Below are 17,217 nucleotides of genomic sequence, written 5' to 3'. Positions count from 1 at the left end.
CACCATCGATCGCATATCGCGCCTCGTCCCGTCGCTACGTAGAGGTCGCAGTCATTTCGGCTTGCGGCCCATGCCAGCGGCAAAGGCGATCCGCAGGGCTTCGGACAGATTGCGAACCTCGAGCTTGGACATCAGGCTCGCGCGATGGACCTCGACCGTTCGCGACGAACAGCCCAGGTCATAGGCGATTGTCTTGTTAGGCAGGCCGTTAGTCAGCCCTTCGAGCACTTCCCGCTCCCGGGGCGTCAGTGCAGCGACCCGCACCCCTGCTTCGGACGTTTCCAGGGTACGAAGGTCGACATCGTCGAGACGCGCGAACGCGCGGCTGACGGCGCCGAGCAGGGCGGCTTTCTCGAAGGGCTTCTCGAGAAAGTCGACCGCGCCGCCTTTCATGGCCTGCACCACAACCGACACGTCGCCATGGCCGGTCAGGACGATGACCGGCATGTTGACGCCGCGCGCTGCCATGGCGGCCTGAACCTCGAGACCGTCCATCTCGGGCATGCGCACGTCGAGAATGACGCAGCCGACGGCCGCCGACTTCGCCTCCTTGAGAAACTCCACCCCCGAGGCATAGGTCACGACGTCGTAGCCCGCGGTCTTGAGCGCGAAGCTCGCCGCCTTGCGAATGCTCTCCTCGTCGTCGACGAGATGGATGACGCGTCTATCCCCCATGTTCCTCCTCCGCCCGCGCATGGATAAACGTAAAATGAAAACGGGTGCCGCCGCGGTCGGGTCGCTCCATCCAGATGCGGCCGCCATGCGCTTCGATGATGGTCCGGCAGATCGAGAGGCCGAGGCCCATGCCGTCGGCCTTGGTCGAGTTGAACGCCGTGAAGAGCTGCTCGCGGACCTCGTCGGCGATGCCGGGGCCGGTATCCTCCACAGTCACCTCGATCAGCCCGTCAGGGCGCAACCTGGTCGCCACCTTGAGGTCGCGAACCGGACACTCCGCCATCGCCTCGATGGCATTGCGCATTAGGTTGACCAGTACCTGCTGGATCTGCACCCTGTCGACGAGGACCGGCGTCGCGACGGGATCGAGTGCAAAGAAGCTGCGGATGCCGCGCTCGCGGGCGCCGACCAGCGCGAGCTGGCTCGCCTCGGCGATGACCTGCGGCAGCTCGTGGAGGCTCTTGTCGACCTCGCCGCGGGCGACGAAATCGCGCAGGCGCCGGACGATATGGCCGGCCCGCAGCGTTTCCTGTGCCGCATCGTCCATCACGGACCGTAGCGACACGAAAGGTTCGTCGTCCCGCTCGTCGAGCATGTCGCGGATCGTCTCGAGATAGAGCGCGACCGCGGCAAGCGGCTGGTTGAGCTCATGCGCGAGGGTCGAGGCCATCGTGCCCATCGCGCTCAGCCGGGAGACATGGACCAGCTCTGCCTGCAGTTCCTTGAGCCTGAGCTCATCCTGCTCCTTGGCGGTGAGATCCCGGATGAACCCTGTGAAAAGCCGCTGGCCCTCTTCACCGGCCTCGCCGACCGACAACTGCATCGGGAAGGTCGAGCCGTCGCGGCGCTGGCCGACCACGACGCGACCGAGGCCAATGATCCGGCGCTCGCCGGTCTGCAGATAATGCGCGAGATATTCGTCATGCCGGTCGCGATCGGGCTGGGGCATGAGGCAGGAGACGTTGCGGCCGACGAGCTCGGCTTCGCTGTAGCCGAACAGGCGTTGTGCCGCTGCGCTGAACGACGTGATGGCGCCGGTCTCGTCGATGATGATCATCGCATCCGGCACCGTCGCCAGAATCGATTGCAGATGCTGCTCGCGGGTCTCGATCGATGCGCGGACCGCCGCCTCGTCGGTGACATCGCGGCTGATGCAGGCGAAGCCTCGATGTGTGTCGCCTTCGAACAGGGCGCTGATCGTCAGGCGCGCGAGATATTCCGCGCCGTTCTCGCAGACCCGCCACGCTTCGCGCTCCAGCGTGCCCTCGTGAAGGGCGGCCGCCAGGTCTGCGCCTGGACGACGCGCCGCAATCTCGTCAGGCGGGTAGAACAGGTCGTGGGGCTGTCCCAGAACGCGATCGAGCGGCCAGCATTCGGCACGCTCGCCTTCTTCATTATAGCTCAGCACGATCCCGGAAGGATCGAGCAGCGTCAGGACGTGGCCGCCAGCCTGTCGCAGGAACAGCGGCGCAAGCCGCGCTACGTCGCTTGCAATCTCGTCCGCCCCGCGCCTCGTGTCGACCATCGGCCGGCTCACATACCTGGCCGGGCGCACGTATCCGGGCGTAGCCCGACCGTGCCACTCAGCGCCGCGCGAGTATGGCCTTCATCTCGTCGATTTCCTGCCGCTGCGAGCGCTTGATCGATTCGCAAAGCCGGATGACCTCCGGATCGCTGAGCTTTGCTTCCTGGCACATCAGGATCGCCCCGGAATGGTGCGGGATCATCGAGCGCAGAAAGGCCGTGTCGCCGATCGTGGTCTGGGTGCGGATGAGTGCAAAGCTGCCGAAGAAGGCGACCAGCGACGCGGCGATCAGCGCGATGTTGGCGGCCTTCGACGCGAACATGTGCCCCATGGCGAGGATCATCAGCACCACCATCGGCGCGACCATCATCAGCGTCATGTAGAGCATGTTGAGGTTGTTGTAGAAGCTGTCGAGCCCGTCGATCATGACGAACATCACCAGATACATGATGACGCCGCTGATGACGGTCTGAACGGCAAGGCTCCAATAGGCGCCCATCTTCCGGGTGTTCATGTGGGACGAATGGTCCATGGCGTATCTCCTTCGCTCGGCGCCGGCCGACCTGGGTATGAGTGTAACGCCCCGCTCTCTTGTTCGCCCCCGCCATCAGCCGTCCTGATGCTAAAACCAGAAGCGAACGCCGGCGACGAAGCTGGTGGCATGGACGTCCTCGCCCGCAAGCCTCGACAGCCGCGCCGTGTCTCCGGCTTTGCGCAGGTAGGAAACGCCGATGTAAGGCGCGAACTGGCGGCTGAATTCGTAGCGCAGGCGCGCGCCGAGCTCTATGTTGACCAGCCCCGAACCGATGTCGTTCTCCGGAATATCCTGTGCGGCGAAATTGACCTCGGCGCGCGGCTGGAGGATCAGGCGCTGGGTGATGCGCTGGTCGTAATAGCCCTCGACCCGGCCCAGAACATCGCCCTTGGTCGAGAGGAACAGCGCGCCTTCGACCTCGAACATGCCAGGAGCCAGGCCCTCGACGCCGATCGTCGCGTAGGTGCGGTCGGGCCCGCGGCCGAAGTCCTGGCGGATACCGCCCTGAAGATTGAAATAGGGGTCGATGGCCCGGCTGTAGAGCACCTGCACCTCGGCGCTGTCGATGCCGCGGCCGAACTCGCCTTCGCCCTCGCTCTTGAGCCAGAGCCGGTTGATGTCGCCGCCGTAAAAGCCTTCGCCATCCCAGCGATAGCCATCGCGGCCGCTATGCGCCTGATACTCGAACAGGTTGAGCAGCACCTGCCCGAAATTGTTGCCGCCGCTATCCTTCATCATGATGTCGCGCGAGCGCGCCATCTCGCCGCCGGGAAAATCACGATCGGCGAAGTGGTCGCTTGGGGGAGGCGGCGGGGGCGCATTGCCGGCCGGAAGCGCCGTGCCGGTCATTTGCATGCCGGGCATGGCGGAGGTTCCGGGCATGGCGGTCTCGCCATGCTGCGAATGGTCCATCCCGGGCATGTCCGGCATCGCGCCGTCCTGATGCTGGGAGTGGTCCATGCCCGGCATCTCCGCCATCGCGGGAGAAGCGGGTTGCGGTTGACCGGCGGCATCTCCCTGCGGCGCAGGACTGGCCTGGTGCTGCGAATGGTCCATCGCCGAGGTGGCGTCCGGCGCTGGCTTCTGAGCGCGCGGCCCGGCAGCGGGCTTGGGGCGCGGCGCGGCGGCCTTGTCCTTCTTTTTCTCCTGCGCCGGCCGCGCCCCGCCCGGCGGCGCCATGCCGGGCATGTCGTGCATCGAATGATCCTGGGCAAAGGCGGGCGCGGCGGAGAGAAGGGCGATCGCGCTCACCAGCGGCGTGAGGATGCGGGTCATTGGGCATCTCCCTTCGGACGGACGCTTACGACCCGCATCATCCCTGCATGCATGTGGTAGAGAAGGTGACAGTGGAAGGCCCAGTCGCCGACCGCGTCGGCGGTGAAGTCCCAGGTCACCTTGCCGCCCGGCTGGACGATCACCGTATGCTTGCGTGGGCTGTGATCGCCATGCCCCGTCACCAGCTCGAAAAAATGCCCGTGAATATGGATCGGATGCCCCATCATCGTGTCGTTGATGAGATTGACGCGCACCCGCTCGCCTTCGATGAAGGGGATCGGCTCGTGATGGTCCGACATTTTTTCGCCGTCGAACGACCACATGAACCGCTCCATGTTGCCGGTGAGGTGAATGTCGATGCTGCGGCTCGGCGCGCGCACGTCCGGATTGCGATCGAGCGCCATCAGGTCCCTGTAGACAAGCACCTTGTGGCCGACGTCGGCGAGGCCCTGGCCGGGCTCGCCGGTGCGGTCTACGGGCATCGGCGAGATGGTCTGGACGCTCGGGTCGCGCTTCACCTGCGGCGCGTTCGAGAAGTCGCGCATCTTCATCGAGCCCATCGCGTGCCCGCCATGATCCATGCCCGCCATCTGGCCATCGGCGCCCATCGCGCCGTGGTCCATGCCGGCCATCGATCCATGATCCATCCCCGAATGATCCATGCCTGCCATGGCGCTATTGTCCATGGTCGCCATCGCTGCCGCCGCGCCGGTCGCGAGGCGCGCGGACGCGTTCTTCTCGGCCGTCGGATCGACGCCCCGCATAGCGCCGCCCGACATGTCCATGCCTTCCATGCCCGGCATCGAGGACATGTCCATGCCCATGTCCTTCATGTCGGCGAGCGGCCGTTTGCGTAAGGGGGGAACCTCGCCGGCCATGCCGGCCCTCGGCGCGAGCGTGGCACGCGCCATGCCCGAGCGGTCGATCGCCTCGCCGACAAGGGTGTAGGCCTTGTCATCGCCTGGGCTGACAACGACGTCGTAGGTCTCGGCAACACCAATCTGGAACTCGTCGACGGTGACCGGCACCACATTCTGCCCGTCGGCCTGAACGATGGTCAGCGGCAGGCCGGGGATGCGGACGTTGAAGGTGGTCATCGCCGACGCATTGATGACCCGCAGCCGCACCCGTTCGCCCGGGGTGAAGAGCGCGGTCCAGTTGTCCATCGGACCATGGCCGTTGACGAGATAGGTGTAGGTGGATCCGGTCACATCGGAGATGTCGGCCGGGTCCATCCGCATCTGGCCCCAGTCGAGCCGGTCCTTGAGCGGCTGATCCTTGCCCGACAGGAGCCCGGCCAGGGTCTGGCGCTGGAAATTGAAATGGCCGGGGTTGACCTTGAGGCGCCGGAAGATCGCCTGCGGCGAGAGCGCGCTGTGATCGGCGAGCACGATGACATGCTCGCGGTCATAGGCGACCGGATCGGCACCGGCGGGATCGATGATGATCGGGCCGTAATGGCCTTCCTGTTCCTGCAGGCCTGAATGGCTGTGGTACCAGTAGGTGCCGCTTTGCACGACGGAGAACTGGTAGAGGTAGTTCGAGCCCGGCTTGATGCCCGGAAAAGACACGCCCGGCACACCGTCCATATTGGCCGGCAGGATCAGCCCGTGCCAGTGGATCGAGCTGTCCTCCTCCAGCTGATTGATGACGTTGAGCCGCACGCGCTGGCCCTCGCGCAGCCGGATCAGCGGGGCGGGGACCGTGCCGTTGAGGCCGATTGCCCGGAACTTGCGCCCGTCGATGGTCATCGACTGCCGGGCGATGGTGAGCGTGATGTCTTCGCCCGACACGGTCGGCAGCGTCGGTCGCATCCCCGGCGAGATCGTCTGCGCCCAGGCCGGCAGCCAGGCTGACAAGGCGGCGCCGCCACCGGCGAGGGCCGCGCCGCGGAGGAACTGGCGGCGGTCGAGAGCAGAAATCATTCGGTTGTCTCAGCTTTAAGAAAGAGGGCGGACCTATTGGAAATACGCAGCGTGGCCTCATCCCCCTCAAACTTTCTTCAACATTTCCGCGAGGCGTGCGCGGGCGCGGTAGAGGCGGGTCTCGACTGCCTTCTGGCTGATGCCGAGAATCTCGGCGGTTTCGGCTTCCGATTTCTCGTCGATCGTCCGCAGGATGAGCGTGTCTTTGAGAGAGGCGGGCAGGGCGGCGATCGCTTTCATCGCCTCTGCCAGTTGCTGCTCGGCGCCGATTGCCTGGTCGGGTAGCGGCGCCTCATCGGCGACGTCATCCGCCTCGCCCAGCGGCAGGGCCATGGAGAAGAAGTTCCGGACCGCGCGCCGGCGCCGCCAGTCATGGCATTTGTTGATGACGATCCGGGACATCCAGACCTGGAAGGGTCGCGCAGCGTCATAGCGGTTGAGTGCGGCGAAGGCGGCGACGAAGCTCGCCTGGGTCACGTCGAGCGCTTCGTCGCGGTTCCCGACATGGCTGCGCACGAGGCGGTGCACCCAGCCCTGATGCCGGCGGACCAGCTCGCCATAGGCCGCTTGCCGGCCTGCAAGCGCCAGAGCCGCAAGCTCCCCGTCCGAGCAGTCGGGGAGGTGGAGCGTCATTTTTTCTCGGCCGTCAGCGCTTTCACCACGGCGTCGTCGAACTTGTCCGTCTGATCCGGGCGCAGCACGGCCCGCATCGCGAAGATATGCTCGAGTGTTTCCTTCTGCAGCGCGCCCATCGCCTGGTGCGAGCGATCCACCGCCCCTGCAACCCGAGGACCATAGCCATGCTCCGCCTCGATCGCCTCGGCGAGCCGCGCGTTATCGGCGCGCAGTTCGGCCTCCAGTGCCTGACGCCGGATCGCATAGTTCTTCTCGATCGTCTCGAGACGGCTATGTTGCGCGGTGTCCAGCTTCAGATCGCGATGGAGCAGGTCGTGCAACTCATTTTCGACCGGGCGCACCGGAACCACATAGACGCGGCCGATGACCACACCGGCGATCGCCGCGGCAAAGGTCAGCAGGACGAGGAGCAGGAGCCGGCGGTCGCGCATCATTGTGAACTCAGCAGCGTCGAAGGAGCGAGCGCGGGCCGCGCGTCAAAGGGCGATATCGGCCCGGCTTCGGTCGACCGCACAGGCACGGCCGAGCCGGCAATTCCCAGGAACAAGGCTGCTGCCGCGGCGATACCGAATGTCGTGGCGCTCAGGCGGGGCATGGCCTGGAGCCGGGCGATCTCGGCCATGACGCGGCTGTCCAGCCCGGCAAGCCGGGGATCGAGCGGCGCTTCCCGCAACCGGCTGAGCATGTCGTCGAGGTGGTCCATGATGTTTCTCCGTCTTCACTTCTCAATACGCAGGATGGTCCGGCAACCCTTGTCCGGGAACAAAAAGAAAATTGCGAGGGGTGCAGGTCGCGGCTGCGTATTCTCTCATGTCACTGACAGGAGAATGTCCAAATGCGCTTCTTTTCGCCGCTCGCAGCCATCGCCGCCGTCGGCCTGAGTGTTTCGGCTCCGGCCTACGCCCATCCCAAGCTCGTGTCCTCGACGCCCGCCGCCAACGCCAGCGTCCCGGCGCCGTCGCGTATAACGCTCACCTTCAGTGAAGGTCTGATGCCGAAGCTGTCGGGCGCCGAGATCGTGATGACCGGCATGCCCGGCATGCCCAACCACCGCATGGCGGTAACCGGCTTCAAGACGTCCGTCGAAGGCGACAAGACGCTCGTGCTGACGCTCGCCAAGCCGCTCATGGCGGGCAGCTATCAGGTCGCCTGGCACGTCGTCTCGACCGACACGCACCGCATCCAGGGCAATCTCGCCTTTACCGTCAAGTGACGCCATGAACGACGTGGCACTCGTCGCCGTCCGCTGGGCGCTCTACGTCGATCTCGGCCTGTTGTTCGGCCTGCCGCTGTTCGCGCTCTATGCGCCCGGCGGCGGCCGGATGGTACAGCGGCATCTGCCGATGGTAGCAATGGTGGCCGGTCTCGCCTGTCTCGCCCTCCTGCTGTCGGCGCTGGGGTTCGCGTTGCAGGCAGCGGCCATGACCGGGCTGCCGCTCACCCAGCCTGATCTTTCCATGGTCGCAGAGCTGTTCAACGGCACGTCCATGGGAACGGCGCTGAAGGCGCGCCTCGTCGCGCTCCTCGTTCTTCTGCTCTCCATCCCCTTCTATCGCCGGCAATCCCGTCCTGCCTTCATCGCCTCCACTCTGGCAGGCGCGGTCGCACTCGCGACCCTCGCCTGGAGTGGGCATGGCGCGGCTGGCGAAGGCGAGGCGGGCTGGCTGCAACTGGGGGCCGATCTCATCCATCTGCTCGCCGCCGGCGCCTGGGTCGGCGCGCTTGCCGCATTCCTCGCGCTGGTACTTCCCAGGCTCGCAACCGACGATCTCGCCGCTCAAGACATGGACCGGGTCACGCTCGCCGAGGAAGCGTTGCGGGGCTTCTCCCTCGTCGGCACGATCATCGTCGCCCTGCTGATCCTGACCGGGACGGTGAACGGCTGGTTCCTCGTCGGTCCGGGCAACATCGCCTCGCTCGGGCAGTCGACCTACGGCCTGCTGCTCATCGCCAAGCTGCTGCTGTTCGCCGGCATGCTGGGCCTGGCCGCGCTCAACCGTTATCGCCTGACCCCGGCACTTGCGCAGGCGATCGAGGAAGAGGACGCGCCACGGGCGCAGGCGCTGCTGCGCGCGAGCCTCGTCGCCTGGCTGGGGACACTATCGCCGCCCATGTCGATGTAGCTTATCGTTTCGGACGCCTCGCGTTGGGAGAAGCCTATGCAATCCTACACCCCGCCCCTCGGGACCGGATCGACGAAAGACTATGATCGCGCGATCCGCCTGTGGACGCGGGAGAAGCGGTGGCGTGCCGCCATGCTCGCCGCCCTGGCGCCCAAAGCCGGTGAGACGGTCGTCGACGTCGGCTGTGGCACCGGCAGCTTCGCGCTGATGCTCAAGCAAGCCGAGCCCAGGACGCAGGTGATCGGTCTCGATCCCGATGCCGAGGCGCTCGACATCGCGCGGCACAAGGCCGCTGTGCGGCGGGCCGATATCGACTGGCGTCAGGGATTTGCCAGGGACGTGGCCCCGGGTACCGCCGACGCTGTCGTGTCGAGTCTCGTGCTGCATCAGATGCCGGTCAGGGAGAAGGCGGCAACCCTGCGCGCCATGTTCGCCATGCTGCGCCCGGGTGGGCGCCTGGTGATCGCCGATTATGGCCGCCAGCAGGGTTTCATGCGGCTTGCCTTCCGCCTGACCGTGCAGCGGCTCGATGGCATCGATGATACCCGGCCCAATGCCGACGGCGTGCTCCCCGGCCTGATCGCGGCGGCCGGCTTCAGGCATGTGGCCGAGACGTTTCGGCTTTTGACCATCACCGGCGCGATCGACTTGTTTACGGCGCATCGACCGGCGCAGGACCACGGCCTTACGGTTGCCAATGACCTTGGCTGATGGCGGCCAGGCGAACGGGCCCGCCGATTTATCCGCTTAGGCGATTACGTATTGACCCTGACACGGTGTCAGACCCTAGATCGTCAGGCGTCGAAAGGAGCAAGGCGATGAACGAGACACATGGAGCGGCGCATGGCGGCGGTTGCTGCGGCGGCCACAGCGCCGCGAAAGCGGCGACCGGCGTCAAGGACCCGGTCTGCGGCATGACCGTCGACCCGGCGACCACGGCGCATCAAGCCGAGCATGGCGGTGAACGCTATCATTTCTGTAGCGCGGGCTGCCGGACCAAATTCATCGCCGATCCCGAGCGCTATCTCGGCCCGCCAGCGCCGCCGGTCGCGGCGCCCGAAGGCACGATCTGGACCTGCCCGATGCATCCAGAGATCCGGCAGGACCATCCCGGATCCTGTCCGATCTGCGGCATGGCGCTCGAGCCCGCGACCGTGACTGCCGACAGCGGCCCCAGCCATGAGCTGGTCGATTTCACACGGCGCTTCCGGGTCGGCCTGATGCTGGCCCTCCCGGTGCTGATCCTCGAGATGGGCGCGCATCTCTTTCCCGCGATCCATCGCCTCGTGCCGATGTCGATCTCGGTATGGATCCAGTTCGTGCTGGCGACACCCGTCGTGCTCTGGGCGGGCTGGCCCTTCTTCGAGCGTGGCTGGGCCTCGCTCAAGACCCGCAACCTCAACATGTTCACCCTGATCGCGATGGGGACCGGGGTCGCCTGGATCTACAGCGTCGTCGCGACGCTCGCGCCCCAGCTGTTCCCGCCCGCCTTCCGCGGAGAGGACGGCATGGTTGCCGTCTATTTCGAGGCGGCCGCGGTGATCACTGTCCTCGTGCTGCTCGGCCAGATGCTCGAACTGCGCGCGCGCGAGCGGACCTCGGGCGCGATCAAGGCGCTGCTTAACCTTGCTCCAAAGACCGCGCGCCGGATCGGTTCCGATGGCAGTGAAGAGGAAATCAGCCTCGATCTCGTTGCGGTCGGCGACCGCCTGCGTGTGCGTCCCGGCGAGAAGGTGCCGGTCGATGGCGTGGTCGAGGACGGCCGTTCCTCGCTCGACGAGTCGATGGTCACCGGTGAGTCCATGCCCGTCACCAAGGCCAAGGCCGACACGGTGATCGGCGGCACGCTCAACCAGACCGGCGCGCTCGTTATCGTCGCCGACAAGGTTGGCCGGGACACCATGCTGGCGCGCATCGTCCAGATGGTCGCCGAGGCGCAGCGCTCGCGCGCGCCGATCCAGCGCATGGCCGATCAGGTGTCGGGCTGGTTCGTGCCCGTGGTCATCGCGGTCGCGGTGGTCGCGTTCATCGCCTGGGGCATCTGGGGCCCCGAGCCGCGCTTCGCCTACGGGCTGGTTGCGGCGGTCGCCGTGCTGATCATCGCCTGTCCCTGCGCACTGGGTCTCGCCACGCCGATGTCGATCATGGTCGGGGTTGGCCGCGGCGCCGGGCTCGGCGTCCTCATCAAGAATGCCGAAGCGCTCGAGCATATGGAAAAAGTCGACACGCTCGTCGTCGACAAGACCGGCACGCTGACCGAAGGCCGGCCTGCCGTCACCCAGATCGTGCCGGCGCCCGGCTTCGACGAAGCCGAACTGCTGCGGCTTGCCGCCTCGGTCGAGCGGGCCTCCGAGCATCCGCTCGCGCTGGCGATCGTCGAGGCCGCCAAGGATCGCGGCATCCCCACGAGCGACGTCACCGACTTCGATTCCCCCACCGGACGCGGCGCGCTCGGCACCGTCGACGGCCGCCGGATCGTGCTCGGTAATGCGCGGTTCCTCTCGGAAGAGGGCATAGCAACCGACGCGCTGGCGGAGCAGGCCGACGCCCTGCGCCGGGATGGCGCCACCGCGATCTTCATCGGCGTCGACGGCACCGTCGGCGGCGCCTTTGCAATCGCCGATCCCGTGAAGCAGACGACGCCGGAGGCCCTGGCCGCACTCAAGGCCGAAGGCATTCGCGTGGTGATGTTGACCGGCGACAACCGCACCACAGCAGAGGCGGTGGCAAGGCGGCTCGGCATTGACGATGTCGAAGCCGAGGTACTGCCCGACCAGAAGAGTGCCGTCGTCGCGCGGTTGAAGAGCGAGGGGCGCGTGGTGGCGATGGCCGGCGACGGGGTCAACGACGCCCCCGCACTGGCTGCCGCCGATGTCGGCATCGCAATGGGATCGGGCACCGACGTCGCGATCGAGAGCGCGGGCGTGACGCTGCTCAAGGGCGATCTCATGGGCATTGTGCGGGCACGGCGGCTGAGCCAGGCGACCATGTCCAACATCCGCCAGAACCTGGTCTTCGCCTTCATCTACAATGTCGCCGGGGTGCCGGTGGCGGCGGGCGCGCTCTATCCGCTGTTCGGCATCCTGCTCTCGCCGATCATCGCGGCCGCCGCCATGGCGCTCTCCTCGGTCAGCGTGGTGACCAACGCGCTGCGCCTCAACGGGAAAGCGCTGTGAACATCGGCGAGGCGTCGAAGCAAAGCGGGGTCTCGGAGCGGATGATCCGCCATTATGAGAAGATCGGCCTCATCCCGGCGCCGCCACGCCGGGGTGCGGGCTATCGCGACTATGGCGCGCGCGATCTCCATCGCCTGCGGCTCATTGCCAATGCCCGCGATCTCGGTTTCCCGATCGAGGAGATCCGCACGCTGTTGGGCCTTTGGGCAGATATTGGACGGGCAAGTTCGGAGGTGAAGACCCTCGCATTGGCTCGGGCTGAAGAGCTTCAACGCAAGGCCGAAGCTTTGACCAGTTTGCGCAACACGGGGGCGTCACATAAAACGGGCACAGATATACGCTCTCATGACTGCCATCCGAGACGCTGGCCGAGTTTACTCCTTCGCTGGCCTCGAGACCAGCGGTCGCATTGACCTTGGCGGGTGTGCCGCGGGCGCCTGATCGACGACGATTGATCATGCTCTCATCCGCGGGTTGATTACCGCACTACCCGTATCCGTCGCTGGGCCTATCCTCCGTCTAAGTTCGGGCGTCGGACGAACCTGCCCCACCGTACACCGTGGATTGCCCATCACAGTCGGGTGCCCGCGGCACGCCGGCCAAGGCTATGCAGTTGGTGCGCTGGCGCCTCCTCTCGTTAATGTCGTGGGTGGATCAGCCGGCTATCGCCGGCGACACCCGACGGGCGATGTCCCAGGCATAGCCGACCAGTTCACGCGCGATCGCGGTGGTCACCTTGGGCTGAGGCTTGGCCGTTCGCCGGTCGCATCACGGGACGAAGCAGCATGACCGAAGCTGCGACAGCGACAGGCGACGAACAAGTGGGGGAGGAAGCATCAGGCGCTTTCAGCATGAAGCCACTGATGTTCGAGACCTTCGTCTGCTCGATGGCGATGATGTCGTTCGTGGCGCTCGCGGGCCCCATCGCGCGCGTGCTTGGCCTCGAGCCATGGCAGGTCGGCGGGGCGATGACCGCGTCGGGCATCGCCTGGATGATCATGGCGCGGTTCTGGGGCGGCCTTAGCGATCGGCGCGGCGCTCGTCGCTTGACGGCTTAATTGGATCGGGGGCGCCGCGATCAAGCGTTACCGCTCGGTTAGAGAATGGGATGACCAAATTATCGCTGCAACTTTGCCATCGCTTCCACTTCGATGGTTGTAAGCTCGTCGATTGTCAGGTCGAGCGCAGAGCGCTGCGTCTTCAAGTCGACCAACCTTTCCCGGATGCGGGCAATCAATCGCTCCATTTGCTCCTTATGCTCGGGATCGGCATCGTAGAGATCGAGAAACTCCTTGATTTCCTTGATGGAGAAGCCAAGGCGTTTGCCGCGCAAAATCAGCTGTATGCGTCCGATCTCACGCCTGGAATATGCCCGGGTGCTGCCTACCCGTTGAGGGGCGATGAGCCCCTCCTTTTCGTAGAAGCGTAGCGTGCGAAGTGTCAGTCCGAGTTCCTGAGCGACATCCTGGATGCCGTACACTTGTAAATCCGCATCCTTTGCGCGGGTTCTCCCCTTGTGCGTGGGGTTGTCGCGACCCGCGTCCTTAAGCGTTTCATCGTCCTCGGCGAGGTGGAGCGAGTTCCCCATGCCATCCACTCCCTGTCCTCCAATCACGGCTACCCTACCACTCAAGCGCATAAGCTTTGTAGCTTGACAGGGGATAGAGGCTCAGGCGAGCTTTTTGTTCTCCTCTTCGATCAAATCCTTCTTCGAAAGTTTGCCGATCAGCGTTTTGGGCAGGCTGTCCCGGAATTCGAAAGCCTTGGGTAACTCGATCTTGCTGAGGCGATCCTGCAAAAAAATCTTGAGTTCATCGACGGTCAGGTTTGCCCCCTCGTGCAGTGCGACGAACAACTTGGGAGATTGACCTCTGTAGGCATCGGGTATCGCGATTGCGATCGCCTCCTTTACCGCCGGGTGTTGGTAGGCCGCATCCTCGATGATCCGGGGATATACATTATATCCGCCACAGAAGATGATGTCCTTGATGCGGTCGACGAGGAAGAGATAGCCATCCTCATCAAAATAGCCGATATCGCCGGTTCGTAGCGCGCCATCGACGAAGACAGCACTGGTCTCTGCAGGGCGCTGCCAATAGCCCTTCATCACCTGAGGGCCGCGGGCGCACACTTCTCCGCGTTCTCCCTGGGGAAGAACCCGCGAGGGATTCTCCGGATCGCGGATCTCGATGATGGTGCCGGGGAAACTTGGGCCGCAGCTATTATCCTTCACCGTCCCGAACAACGGGTTGCAGGCGATGATTGGGGCGGTTTCGGAGAGCCCATATCCTTCCACGACCCTGGCACGCGTGCGTGCCTCGAACTCCTCGCGTACCTCGAGCGGGAGCGGAGCGCCGCCGGATATACAGGCGCGCACGGCCGAGAGATCGGGTATCTCGTCGTCCGGAAGCGCGTTCAGGGCAACATAGATGGTAGGGACGCCGAAGAACTGTGTCGGTGGCTTGCGCTTCATCGTCCTGAGAACCTGCTTCATCTCAAACCGCGGCAGCAGGACGATTTCGGCGCCGATTTCGACCGAGAAGTTGAGCACCGTCGTGAGTGCGAAGACGTGAAACATGGGCAGGACGCCGAGAGTTCTCTCCTGCTGCGGGCGAAGTCCTCCCACATGCACCACCATCTGGGCGCTGTTCGCCGTGAGGTTGGCATGGGTCAGCATTGCGCCCTTGGGCACGCCGGTTGTGCCTCCGGTATATTGAAGGACCGCGACATCATCAGGGTGACGTTCGACCGCGTCAGGTTCGGCATCATGGGCGAGAAGCGCCTTGAGGCGGACATGAAGGCCTTCGTCGAGTATCCGCGCGTGGTCTTTTCGCTTGAATAGCGCAAAGCCCAGGCCTTGCAGCCAGGGCAGCATATCCCTCATGCCGCACAACACGATCTTGTCCAGCCCGGCACGTGGCGCGACGGCTTGCACTTTCTCGTGGATTATCCGGACGTCCGGTACCGCCATCATGCGCGTTCCCGAGTCCCGGATCTGATGCTCCAGTTCGCGCTCCGTGTAGAGCGGGTTGAAGTTGACCACGATCGCACCCACGCGCAGCGCGGCGAAGTACAATATCACGAAATAGGGGCAGTTCGGCAGGCACAGGCCGAACCGATCGCCCTTGCGCAGCCCCTGATCCTGCAATCCACGTGCTGCACGACGAACGAGTTGCCCCACCTGCGCATAAGTCCAGGTTCGCCCGAGAAAGTCGATGGCGACGCGTTCGGGATAAAGGTTCAACGCATTGTCGAGGAGGTCGGTCAGGAGCCGTGGCGGAATTGCCGGTTCCGGTATCGACGGGAAGGCGCTGATGGCGGGCTGGGGCATGGCGATCTCCAGCATCAGAAGTGGAAACGTCCGCCGAGCGACAGCACGACGGCGTGCGCGTCCTCGAGCTTGCCGTCCATCAGGATCGGCGTCTGCACGGCCGTGCCGGCATAGGCCGCTGTCGTGCGATCAATAGTCGTATCCTTGAACGTGATATACGCTGCGCCCGCATCGAGCGTGAACCGGGAAGACACGGCATAGCTTGTGCCGGCAGCGAAATTCCACCGGTTGCTGTCGGGCACTCGAGCGTCCCGATTGCCGTTGCGCGTCGGGGTCTGGGCGTGTTGAACGCCGGCACGAACGGTCCAGGCCGGTGTGACCGCATAATCGATGCCGCCTGCGAAGCTCCACGTGTCCCGGTAATTTTCCGGGATTGAAACGTTGAGCGGCGCGCCGAGCCGGATAGCGTCGAATTTCGACCAACCCATGCGGGTCACCTGACCGTTGAGGGTGACCTTGGGCGACACCGCCACGCGCGCTCCGAAGATCGCCTGCCAGGGGGTCTCGAACGTGGCGTTTGCATTCACTACGCTGTTTTGCCCGGCGAGCGGACCAAGAAGACCGGTCGTCGTCACCGAACCATCGAGATTATGCTTCACGCTCGACTTGTAGCTGGCGCCCAGTTGCACGGGGCCGGCGCGATATTGCAGCCCGGCCGACCAGCCCAGATCCCAACCATTGCCTTTCAGCTCCTGGTGGCCGTCGGCGAGAAGAGGCGATAGGTTCGGCAGATAGTTGGACAATGATGCGTCTGCATATTCGATATTGAGCGCGGCGCCGATGCTGAGATTTGGCGTAACGAGGTAGGCGATCGATGGCTGGATGTCGTATGTTCGCAGCTTGGTCTTGTCGGCGCTATACCGTGCCCAGCTGTCGGCATCATAATTGGTTGTGAAGCTATAAGGGGAGGCGACGGTCAGCCCCAAAGCGAGCCGTGATGTCAGGCCGACGGCTATCGCGCCGGAGGGTAGTACGCCATTATTGATCGGATCACGAGAGCGTTGGCTCCCGCCTACAGCCGCAGCCGACTGCCCGGGACGGACAATGAGCGTGTTGACATTGTCAACCGACCCTTTGGGAAGGATTATGCTTACGGCCTGGTGGGCATCGACTCCTTCCATGCCTGCGATCGCAGCGGGATTCCACCAGAGGGACTGTACGCCCTGGTCGGCGACCTCGCCCGAAAAGGCTCGTCCGGCACCTCTGGACGATTGTTCCTGAAGGTAAAAGGCCTGCGCGCTCGCGGCTTGCGGCGCGAGCAATCCAGCCGCCAGGGCCGATGTTGCGATCCCAACTTTCCAATTTTTGCCTGCCACGCCCGTCTCCCCTTTCGTGATTGTCAAATTCCTCGTGCTTATCGGATGCGCGTCCATGTCTGCGTCTTGCAAAGGGGCCAGACGATGCAGCCCTTGAGGCGCAAATGATCCCGATCGGCTAATGTGACCGTCGCGCTGTATGTGCCGCCATCCTCAGCGTTGTAGATGGAGCCACCCGACCAACTGCCCGACTTCCACGTAAAACCCTGCAGCATCTGCAATCCACGAAGCGGACGACCGCGCAACGCAGCGGTCTTGTTCTTTTCGTCACGTAGTTCGGGGTTGGCTTTGATCCCGTCGGAACTGATCAAGGCACCACAGATTGATTGCCCGCAGCGGGTGATTTCCACGACGCCATGATGGCTCTCGGTTTGCCAGCGACCGACAACGGTGTCGGCGGGCAATGCAGTGCTCGAAGCCAGTAGTGTCAGAATGATCGACATCGTTCCTCTCCGCGCGCCTTCAGGCGACCGTCTGTTTCACGTCTGGAGCCAATATGCGGCGAATCAGCGTCCCATAACCATCTCGATGACGTATAGGTAAGTCAATAGCTCAATGCGTCATCAAAATGCCTATTAGGTCGGATCGACATTCAGCGTAACCAGATCATGGCAGCGGCGAGATGAACGAAGCCGGCGAAGTGGATGGTTCGCCGATCGTAGCGTGTGGCAAAGCGGCGGAAATGCTTGAGGCGTCCAAA

At 64.4% G+C, this 17,217-nt stretch carries 18 protein-coding genes and 1 pseudogene; 6 read left to right on the top strand and 13 right to left on the bottom strand.

All coding sequences use genetic code 11. The annotated features are described in order from the left end of the window. Window positions 1–51: 51 nt before the first annotated feature. From LQ220_RS13750 to LQ220_RS13715, 8 genes are all read right to left on the bottom strand, one after another. The gene (locus tag LQ220_RS13750) at window positions 52–675 is read right to left on the bottom strand and encodes a response regulator (RefSeq protein WP_048938668.1); all 624 of its coding nucleotides are present in this window, start codon (window positions 673–675) and stop codon (window positions 52–54) included. Continuing rightward, a complete protein-coding gene (locus tag LQ220_RS13745; RefSeq protein WP_230188861.1) occupies window positions 665–2,200 on the bottom strand; it encodes a PAS domain S-box protein in 1,536 nt (511 codons plus the stop codon). The genes LQ220_RS13750 and LQ220_RS13745 overlap by 11 nt, the downstream gene beginning before the upstream one ends. 58 nt (window positions 2,201–2,258) lie before the next feature. Beyond that, window positions 2,259–2,732, bottom strand: coding sequence for a DUF305 domain-containing protein (locus tag LQ220_RS13740; protein WP_007406421.1), 474 nt, complete (start codon window positions 2,730–2,732; stop codon window positions 2,259–2,261). A gap of 90 nt (window positions 2,733–2,822) precedes the next feature. Beyond that, window positions 2,823–4,010 carry a copper resistance protein B gene (locus tag LQ220_RS13735; RefSeq protein ID WP_004212733.1) on the bottom strand — a complete coding sequence of 396 codons (1,188 nt, stop codon included), beginning with the start codon at window positions 4,008–4,010 and terminating at the stop codon, window positions 2,823–2,825. Beyond that, a complete protein-coding gene (locus LQ220_RS13730) occupies window positions 4,007–5,935 on the bottom strand; it encodes a copper resistance system multicopper oxidase (protein ID WP_010336586.1) in 1,929 nt (642 codons plus the stop codon). The genes LQ220_RS13735 and LQ220_RS13730 overlap by 4 nt, the downstream gene beginning before the upstream one ends. A 66-nt stretch (window positions 5,936–6,001) precedes the next feature. After that, window positions 6,002–6,568: an RNA polymerase sigma factor gene (locus LQ220_RS13725; RefSeq protein WP_010336585.1), complete on the bottom strand. Its 567-nt coding sequence runs from the start codon at window positions 6,566–6,568 to the stop codon at window positions 6,002–6,004. Further along, window positions 6,565–7,002, bottom strand: coding sequence for a periplasmic heavy metal sensor (locus tag LQ220_RS13720; protein WP_029547545.1), 438 nt, complete (start codon window positions 7,000–7,002; stop codon window positions 6,565–6,567). Before LQ220_RS13720 ends, LQ220_RS13725 begins: the two co-directional genes overlap by 4 nt. Beyond that, window positions 7,002–7,274 carry a hypothetical protein gene (locus LQ220_RS13715; RefSeq protein WP_010336583.1) on the bottom strand — a complete coding sequence of 91 codons (273 nt, stop codon included), beginning with the start codon at window positions 7,272–7,274 and terminating at the stop codon, window positions 7,002–7,004. Before LQ220_RS13715 ends, LQ220_RS13720 begins: the two co-directional genes overlap by 1 nt. Window positions 7,275–7,406: 132 nt before the next feature. On the opposite strand from LQ220_RS13715, the gene copC reads away from it, so the two are divergent. From copC to LQ220_RS13685, 6 genes are all read left to right on the top strand, one after another. Next, complete coding sequence (gene copC / locus LQ220_RS13710; RefSeq protein WP_007406420.1) at window positions 7,407–7,784, top strand: copper homeostasis periplasmic binding protein CopC; 378 nt, start codon at window positions 7,407–7,409, stop codon at window positions 7,782–7,784. Between the two features lie 4 nt (window positions 7,785–7,788). Further along, window positions 7,789–8,694 carry a copper homeostasis membrane protein CopD gene (gene copD, locus LQ220_RS13705; RefSeq protein WP_230188860.1) on the top strand — a complete coding sequence of 302 codons (906 nt, stop codon included), beginning with the start codon at window positions 7,789–7,791 and terminating at the stop codon, window positions 8,692–8,694. Between the two features lie 36 nt (window positions 8,695–8,730). After that, entirely contained in the window at window positions 8,731–9,405 is a 675-nt protein-coding gene (locus tag LQ220_RS13700) for a class I SAM-dependent methyltransferase (protein ID WP_017501308.1), read from the top strand. Window positions 9,406–9,512: 107 nt separating this feature from the next. Next, a complete protein-coding gene (locus LQ220_RS13695; RefSeq protein WP_230188859.1) occupies window positions 9,513–11,870 on the top strand; it encodes a heavy metal translocating P-type ATPase in 2,358 nt (785 codons plus the stop codon). Next, window positions 11,867–12,283 carry a MerR family transcriptional regulator gene (locus LQ220_RS13690; protein WP_230188858.1) on the top strand — a complete coding sequence of 139 codons (417 nt, stop codon included), beginning with the start codon at window positions 11,867–11,869 and terminating at the stop codon, window positions 12,281–12,283. The genes LQ220_RS13695 and LQ220_RS13690 overlap by 4 nt, the downstream gene beginning before the upstream one ends. A 372-nt stretch (window positions 12,284–12,655) precedes the next feature. Beyond that, window positions 12,656–12,928, top strand: a complete 273-nt coding sequence (locus LQ220_RS13685) for a hypothetical protein (RefSeq protein ID WP_017503288.1) — start codon at window positions 12,656–12,658, stop codon at window positions 12,926–12,928. 59 nt (window positions 12,929–12,987) lie between these two features. Here LQ220_RS13685 and LQ220_RS13680 read toward each other — a convergent pair whose 3' ends face one another. The 5 genes and pseudogenes from LQ220_RS13680 to LQ220_RS13660 form a co-directional block, all read right to left on the bottom strand. Next, window positions 12,988–13,458 carry a MerR family DNA-binding transcriptional regulator gene (locus LQ220_RS13680; RefSeq protein WP_004206963.1) on the bottom strand — a complete coding sequence of 157 codons (471 nt, stop codon included), beginning with the start codon at window positions 13,456–13,458 and terminating at the stop codon, window positions 12,988–12,990. A gap of 81 nt (window positions 13,459–13,539) precedes the next feature. Next, window positions 13,540–15,201: a long-chain fatty acid--CoA ligase gene (locus tag LQ220_RS13675; RefSeq protein ID WP_047099898.1), complete on the bottom strand. Its 1,662-nt coding sequence runs from the start codon at window positions 15,199–15,201 to the stop codon at window positions 13,540–13,542. 14 nt (window positions 15,202–15,215) lie between these two features. After that, window positions 15,216–16,517 carry a porin gene (locus LQ220_RS13670; protein ID WP_025290589.1) on the bottom strand — a complete coding sequence of 434 codons (1,302 nt, stop codon included), beginning with the start codon at window positions 16,515–16,517 and terminating at the stop codon, window positions 15,216–15,218. Between the two features lie 38 nt (window positions 16,518–16,555). After that, entirely contained in the window at window positions 16,556–16,960 is a 405-nt protein-coding gene (locus tag LQ220_RS13665; protein ID WP_066764031.1) for a DUF2147 domain-containing protein, read from the bottom strand. Between the two features lie 149 nt (window positions 16,961–17,109). Beyond that, window positions 17,110–17,217, bottom strand: a pseudogene (locus LQ220_RS13660) (IS5/IS1182 family transposase); the annotation flags it as partial.

This window comes from Sphingobium sp. CECT 9361, from assembly GCF_918741285.1.
Taxonomy (GTDB): domain Bacteria; phylum Pseudomonadota; class Alphaproteobacteria; order Sphingomonadales; family Sphingomonadaceae; genus Sphingobium.
Note: the sequence above shows the minus strand (reverse complement) of the source record. Positions and strands in the feature narration are given on the sequence as shown.

Excerpts from the sequence above, each read along its gene's own strand:
- LQ220_RS13720 (WP_029547545.1), bottom strand. The coding sequence starts at position 7,002 with ATGCGCGACCGCCGGCTCCTGCTCCTCGTCCTGCTGACCTTTGCCGCG.
- LQ220_RS13740 (WP_007406421.1), bottom strand. The coding sequence starts at position 2,732 with ATGGACCATTCGTCCCACATGAACACCCGGAAGATGGGCGCCTATTGG.
- LQ220_RS13665 (WP_066764031.1), bottom strand. The coding sequence starts at position 16,960 with ATGTCGATCATTCTGACACTACTGGCTTCGAGCACTGCATTGCCCGCC.
- copD (WP_230188860.1), top strand. The coding sequence starts at position 7,789 with ATGAACGACGTGGCACTCGTCGCCGTCCGCTGGGCGCTCTACGTCGAT.
- LQ220_RS13715 (WP_010336583.1), bottom strand. The coding sequence starts at position 7,274 with ATGGACCACCTCGACGACATGCTCAGCCGGTTGCGGGAAGCGCCGCTC.
- LQ220_RS13735 (WP_004212733.1), bottom strand. The coding sequence starts at position 4,010 with ATGACCCGCATCCTCACGCCGCTGGTGAGCGCGATCGCCCTTCTCTCC.
- LQ220_RS13700 (WP_017501308.1), top strand. The coding sequence starts at position 8,731 with ATGCAATCCTACACCCCGCCCCTCGGGACCGGATCGACGAAAGACTAT.
- LQ220_RS13695 (WP_230188859.1), top strand. The coding sequence starts at position 9,513 with ATGAACGAGACACATGGAGCGGCGCATGGCGGCGGTTGCTGCGGCGGC.
- LQ220_RS13730 (WP_010336586.1), bottom strand. The coding sequence starts at position 5,935 with ATGATTTCTGCTCTCGACCGCCGCCAGTTCCTCCGCGGCGCGGCCCTC.
- LQ220_RS13675 (WP_047099898.1), bottom strand. The coding sequence starts at position 15,201 with ATGCCCCAGCCCGCCATCAGCGCCTTCCCGTCGATACCGGAACCGGCA.
- copC (WP_007406420.1), top strand. The coding sequence starts at position 7,407 with ATGCGCTTCTTTTCGCCGCTCGCAGCCATCGCCGCCGTCGGCCTGAGT.
- LQ220_RS13750 (WP_048938668.1), bottom strand. The coding sequence starts at position 675 with ATGGGGGATAGACGCGTCATCCATCTCGTCGACGACGAGGAGAGCATT.
- LQ220_RS13685 (WP_017503288.1), top strand. The coding sequence starts at position 12,656 with ATGACCGAAGCTGCGACAGCGACAGGCGACGAACAAGTGGGGGAGGAA.
- LQ220_RS13680 (WP_004206963.1), bottom strand. The coding sequence starts at position 13,458 with ATGGGGAACTCGCTCCACCTCGCCGAGGACGATGAAACGCTTAAGGAC.
- LQ220_RS13745 (WP_230188861.1), bottom strand. The coding sequence starts at position 2,200 with ATGGTCGACACGAGGCGCGGGGCGGACGAGATTGCAAGCGACGTAGCG.
- LQ220_RS13725 (WP_010336585.1), bottom strand. The coding sequence starts at position 6,568 with ATGACGCTCCACCTCCCCGACTGCTCGGACGGGGAGCTTGCGGCTCTG.